Annotated in this window: 5 protein-coding genes; 4 read left to right on the top strand and 1 reads right to left on the bottom strand. The window is 73.8% G+C overall.

From position 1 onward, the window contains the following. Positions 1–54: 54 nt before the first annotated feature. Positions 55–1,188 carry a cytochrome P450 gene (locus ACWGIG_RS36305; RefSeq protein ID WP_453325980.1) on the bottom strand — a complete coding sequence of 378 codons (1,134 nt, stop codon included), beginning with the start codon at positions 1,186–1,188 and terminating at the stop codon, positions 55–57. Between the two features lie 231 nt (positions 1,189–1,419). On the opposite strand from ACWGIG_RS36305, the gene ACWGIG_RS36300 reads away from it, so the two are divergent. Genes ACWGIG_RS36300 through ACWGIG_RS36285 form a run of 4 tightly spaced genes read left to right on the top strand, consistent with a single transcriptional unit; the run spans position 1,420 to position 5,436 of the window. Continuing rightward, positions 1,420–2,445: a thiamine pyrophosphate-dependent dehydrogenase E1 component subunit alpha gene (locus ACWGIG_RS36300; RefSeq protein ID WP_453325979.1), complete on the top strand. Its 1,026-nt coding sequence runs from the start codon at positions 1,420–1,422 to the stop codon at positions 2,443–2,445. Between the two features lie 12 nt (positions 2,446–2,457). Further along, positions 2,458–3,495: an alpha-ketoacid dehydrogenase subunit beta gene (locus tag ACWGIG_RS36295; protein WP_453325978.1), complete on the top strand. Its 1,038-nt coding sequence runs from the start codon at positions 2,458–2,460 to the stop codon at positions 3,493–3,495. A 37-nt stretch (positions 3,496–3,532) separates the two neighbouring features. Further along, a complete protein-coding gene (locus ACWGIG_RS36290; RefSeq protein ID WP_453325977.1) occupies positions 3,533–4,612 on the top strand; it encodes an ATP-binding cassette domain-containing protein in 1,080 nt (359 codons plus the stop codon). Continuing rightward, entirely contained in the window at positions 4,609–5,436 is an 828-nt protein-coding gene (locus tag ACWGIG_RS36285; RefSeq protein WP_453325976.1) for an ABC transporter permease, read from the top strand. The genes ACWGIG_RS36290 and ACWGIG_RS36285 overlap by 4 nt, the downstream gene beginning before the upstream one ends. Positions 5,437–5,664 lie beyond the last annotated feature (228 nt).

The following is a 5,664-nucleotide window of genomic DNA, read 5'->3' as shown; positions in this document are numbered from 1 at the left end:
TCCCCGCACGTGGCGGGAGGGCCGGGCGGGGCCCGGCGTCGTCGTGTACCGCGCTCAGCGCTCCGCGGGGCGGCCCAGCACGACCGGAAGGTGTGCCAGGCCTCCGGTCACCGGGGCCCTTCCCCTGCGGTGCGCGGGTCCCGCGGCGCGCAGGGCGGGCCACCGTGCGGCGAGTTCGGCCACCACCGCGACGGCCGTCGCCCGTACCAGCGGTCCGGGCGTCACCCCGTGCGGGGCGGGGACCAGCAACTGCCCGTCCGCGCCGGAGGGCCCGCTGCGCCACGGGTCGAAACGGTCCGGGTCGGCGTACACGGCCGGGTCGCGATGTGCGGCCCCCAGCACCACCGCCACCTGGTCGCCCGCCCCGATCCGCGCCCCGCCCACCTCGGCGTCGGCCGGCGCGGTGAAGGCGCACACCTTCACCGGCGGATCGTGCCGCAGGGTCTCGGCCACGGCCCGCTCCGCCGCGGGCGGCCCGCCGGCCGCCAGTTCCGCCCACTGTCCCGGCTCCCGGAGCAGGGCGTGCAGCGTCCCGGCGACGAGCTCGCGGGCCGCACGCACCTCCACCACCGCCCGGCGCGCGGAGCTCCCGCCCAGCAGGCCGCGCAGGACGGCCACCCCTTCGAGGATCCGGCGTCCCTCGTCGTACGAGGGCGGGGCCAGCGCCGCGTCGAGTGCGGGCGCGGCGTCCGCGCAGGCCGACAGGGACCGCTCGCGGTCGCCGCCGGTCAGCCCGTGGAGGTCCGCCAGCACCTCGGCGGGGACGCGGGCGGCCACCTCCGCGACGAGTTCGCTCCCGTCGCGCAGCCCGGCGAAGCGGCGGGCGCAGGCGAGCGCCGTGAGCTCCCGGACGCGGTCCGCAGCGGGCACGTCGGCCGCGTCGGCGGCCGGCAGCCCCGCGTCCCAGGCCAGGGCCGTACGGGGCTGTGGCGCGGGCGGCGGCGCGGGGTGCGCGGCGGCGAGGGCCAGCAGTTCGGCGGCGCTCGCGTACTGCCCCGAGACCCAGGTCCCCAGCCTGCTGCGCCACACCGGCCCGCCGGCCGCGATCCGGGCGTACTCCTGGGACGGCGGCGTCCCCGGGACGCCCCGCAGGAGCGCGGCATAGGGGTCGCCGCCCGCCGCGTACAACCAGTGGATTCCCTGGACGAGTTGAAGACGGCGGCCCGTCTCCTGTTCCGCGACGGTCATCTGCGGCACCCTCTCTGCACGGGTCTCTACCTCGCGGGCGCGGACGCGCCACGGGCACTTCCTCACGGGCGCGGACGCGCCACGGGCACGGCGCACGCTAGGCGGGCCGGACGGAGGAGCGGTCGAGCGGGAGCGGCGTCCGACGGTCCACCCGTAATCCAGCACGGCGCGATCGGTGGTCCGGAGAATCGTCCTCCCACTGTGCAGTTGAGCCCGGAGGTGACGTCGGCCGTGCCGAACCCCAACACACCGGACGGACTGGATGATCCGCCAGCCGGACCGGCCGCACTGCTGCGTGCCATGGTGCGCATCCGCTGCGTCGAGGAGGAGTTGGCGGACCTCTACCGCGACGAGCAGGAGATGCGCACCCCCGTGCACTTCTCCGTCGGACAGGAAGCCGCCGCCGTCGGGGTGTGCGCCGCCCTGCGCCCGGACGACCTCGTCTACACCGGCCACCGCAGCCACGCCGCCTACCTCGCCAAGGGCGGCGACCTGGAGGGCATGGTCGCCGAGCTGTACGGCAAGGAGACCGGCTGTTCCCGCGGTCGCGGGGGCTCGGTCCACCTGAGCGACCGGGCCGTCGGCTTCGCCGGTTCGGCCGCGATCCTCGGCGAGATGATCTCGGTGGCCACCGGGGCCGCCTGGTCGCTGGGCAGGCAGGACTCCGCCCGGGTGGTGGCCACCTTCTTCGGTGACGGCGCCTCCGAGGAGGGTGTCCTGCACGAGTCGCTCAACTTCGCGGCGGTGCACCGGGTCCCGATCGTCTTCGTCTGCGAGAACAACTCGTACTCGATCTCCTCCCCGCTGTCCGCGCGCCAGCCCGCCCGGTCCGCCGCCACGGGGATCACCGAGCGGGCCCGGGCGTTCGGGATCGCCGCCGAGCGGATCGACGGCAACGACGTGCGCGCCGTCCACGAGGCGGCGCTGCGGGCCGCCGCGCACTGCCGCGCGGGCGAGGGTCCGTACTTCCTGGAGCTGGACACCTACCGCTGGCGCGAGCACGTCGGTCCCAACTGGGACAACGACATCGACCGGCCCGGCGACGAGGTGGAGGCGTGGCAGGAGCGCTGCCCCATCCGGCGCACCGCGCAGGAGCTGGGCGCGGACACCCCCGACATCGATCGGCAACTCCTGGACTGGGACGAGGAGTTCCGGGATCTGACCCGCCTCGCGGTCACCGCGGCGAAGGCCGCCCCCTACCCGGACGTGGACCGGTTGACCGACGGCGCCTACGGACGCCCGTACGGCGCGAGCTGACAGGAGAGCACGATGACACGCACGCTCACGTACGGGCAGGCCATCGCCGAGGCCACCGTCCAGTGCATGGAGGCCGACCCGAGCATCGTGGTGGCCGGCCAGAACGTCGACGACCACAAGGGTTCCTACGGCACGACCCGCGAGGCCTTCACCCGGTTCGGCGCCGGGCGGGTGATCGACACCCCCAACAGCGAGACCGCCGTCGCCGGTATCTGCGTCGGGGCCGCCGACCAGGGGATGCGCCCGCTGGTGGTGCACACCCGGGCCGACTTCATGTTCCTGGCGATGGACGCCATGATCAACCTGGCCTCCAAGTGGCGCTACATGTACGGCAACCAGGGCGGTGTGCCCGTCGTCATGCGCGGTGTCGTCGGCCGCGGCTGGGGGCAGGGCGCCACGCATTCGCAGAGCCTGCACGCGACGTTCGGCCACTTCCCCGGCCTGTACGTCGCGGCCCCGGCCAGTGCCGCCGACGCCAAGGGCCTGCTGGTCTCGGCGCTGCAGGCGGACACGCCCGTGGTGCTCATGGAGAACCGTTCGCTCTACCCCCTCCAGGGCGAGGTGCCCGAGGAGGCCGTGCCGGTGCCCTTCGGGGTGGGCCGCATCGCCCGCCACGGCACCGACGTGACGGTCGTGGCGGCCTCGCTGATGGTCCACGAGGCGGAGCGCGCCGCCGCCCTGCTGGCCGAGCAGGGCATCAGCGTCGAGGTCGTGGACGTGCGGAGCATCAGGCCGCTGGACGAGGACCTCATCTGCGAGTCGGTCGCCAGGACCGGCCGGGTCGTGGTCGCCGACACCAGTTGGGCCAGGTACGGCTTCTCGGCCGAGGTCGCCGCCGTGATCGCCGAGCGCATCCCCGGTGAACTGCGGGCCCCCGTACGCCGGGTGACACCGCCGGACTGCCCCGCCCCGGTGTCCTGGCCGCTGGAGGAGGCGTTCCACCCCAGCGCGCGCTCGATCGCCGAGGCCTGCCTCGGTCTGGTGGGCGAGAACGCGGTCGCCGTCCCGGCCCTGGCCGGTGTGGACGCCGGATTCATCGGCCCCTACTGACCGAGTTTTCCCCTCCCCCCGAACGGAAGGAACAGACGTGGAATCGAGCAGGTCGGCCGTGGTCGCCGAGGGGCTCCGCAAGAACTACGGCAAGAACCGGGTACTGGACGGACTGAACCTCACGGTGCCCCAGGGCACGGTGTGCGGTCTGCTCGGTCCCAACGGAGCGGGCAAGACCACCACGGTGGGCATCCTGTCCACCCTGCTGTCGGCGGACGGGGGCCGGGCCGAGGTCGCGGGCTTCGACGTCGCCCGCCAGTCGGCCCAGGTGCGCTACCGCATCGGGCTCGTCGGCCAGCACACCGCCATCGACGAGGTGCTGAGCGGCCGGCAGAACCTGGTGATGTTCGGCCGCCTCTACCACCTCTCCCCCGCCGTCGCCCGGCGCCGTGCGGACGAGCTGCTGGAGCGGTTCCGGCTCACCGACACCGGCGCCAAGCCGGTGAAGTCGTACTCGGGGGGCATGCGCCGCCGTCTCGACCTGGCGGCGAGCATGGTGCTCGCGCCGCCGGTGCTGTTCCTGGACGAGCCGACCACCGGTCTCGACCCGCGCAGCCGCAACGAGGTCTGGGACTCCGTACGGACGCTGGTCGAGGGCGGTACCACCGTGCTGCTCACCACCCAGTACCTGGAGGAGGCCGACCAGCTCGCCGACAGCATCTCGGTGATCGACTCGGGCCGGGTCATCGCCGAGGGCACCCCCGAGCAGTTGAAGGGCCGCATCGGCGGCGACCGCCTGGACGTCGTGGTCCGGCACGCCGCCGACCTGTCGGCCGGGGCCGGGGCCATGGCCCGGATCGGCGCGGAGGAGCCCGTCCTGAACGAGGCCACACGGCAGATCAGCATGCGGGTCGACGACCGCACCAACGCGCTGACCGAAGTGGTGCGGGCGCTGGACGGCGCGGGTGTCGAGGCGGAGGACATCGCGCTGCGCCGGCCCACCCTCGACGAGGTCTTCCTGCACCTCACGGGGGAGGACCGCACCGCGGCCGCCGGGGCGGACGCGGACTCCGGCTCGGACTCCGGCTCGGGCTCGGGCTCCGGCTCCGGCTCCGGCTCCGCGAAACAGTCGAAGAAGTCGAAGGAATCGAAGAAGTCGGAGGCAGCCCACGCATGAGCATCGCGATCCCGGACCTTCCCAGCGGTCCCCTGTCCCGGCTGCGCTGGGCGCTCGCCGACGGGTGGACGATCACCCTGCGCGGGCTGACGCACTGGACCCGTGAGCCCGGCACCGTCATCAGCGGCATGCTCTTCCCCGTCATGATGGTCCTGATGTTCGGCTACTTCTTCGGTGGCGCGATGCAGGTGCCGGGCGGCGGCGACTACCGCGAGTTCCTCCTCCCCGGCATGTTCGTGATGACCATGGTGTTCGGGGTGGGCGAGACGGTGACGGCCGTCGCCGCCGACAAGAACCGCGGCGTCACCTCCCGCTTCCGGGCCATGCCGATGGCGCCGTCGGCGGTTCTCGTCGGCCGCTGCGTCACCGACATGCTCAACACGGTGCTCGCCCTGGCCGTGCTCTTCGGCGTGGGCCTGCTCATGGGGTGGAGCGCACACGGCACCACCGGCCAGACCCTCTTCGCGGTGGGCCTGCTCCTGCTGCTGCGGTTCGCCCTGACCTGGGTGGGCATGTACCTCGGGCTGCTCATGAAGGGGCCCGAGGGCATCACCATGGTGCAGACCCTCGAATTCCCGGTGGGCTTCCTGACCAGCGCCTTCGTCGCCCCCGCGACGATGCCCGGCTGGCTGGGCACCATCGCCGAGTGGAACCCGCTGTCCTCCACCGTCACGGCGACCCGGGAGCTGTTCGGGAACCCGGGCTGGGCCGGCGACTCCTGGATCACGCAGAATGCCACCCTGATGGCCGTCGTGTGGCCGATCGTGCTGTTCGCGGTCTTCTTCCCGCTGGCCGTACGCCGGTTCCGCAACCTCACGGCCTGACCCCTGGCCCGCCCCCGCACCACCCGCACCATCCGATCCACCTGCCCCACCGCCCCACCGCCCCACCGCCCCACCGCCCCACCGCCCCCAACTCTCGGAGATTCCTATGGTTCTGGGCATCCGGGCACGACTGGCGGCCACCGCCGCAGCCGTGCTCCTTCTGACGACGCTGGGGGGCCGGGCCACCGCCTCGGCCGCCACCGGCCCGGGCCCGCACACCGGCGGGCC

The organism is Streptomyces sp. NPDC054863, from assembly GCF_053610825.1.
Note: the sequence above shows the minus strand (reverse complement) of the source record. Positions and strands in the feature narration are given on the sequence as shown.

Excerpts from the sequence above, each read along its gene's own strand:
- ACWGIG_RS36305 (WP_453325980.1), bottom strand. The coding sequence starts at position 1,188 with ATGACCGTCGCGGAACAGGAGACGGGCCGCCGTCTTCAACTCGTCCAG.
- ACWGIG_RS36295 (WP_453325978.1), top strand. The coding sequence starts at position 2,458 with ATGACACGCACGCTCACGTACGGGCAGGCCATCGCCGAGGCCACCGTC.
- ACWGIG_RS36285 (WP_453325976.1), top strand. The coding sequence starts at position 4,609 with ATGAGCATCGCGATCCCGGACCTTCCCAGCGGTCCCCTGTCCCGGCTG.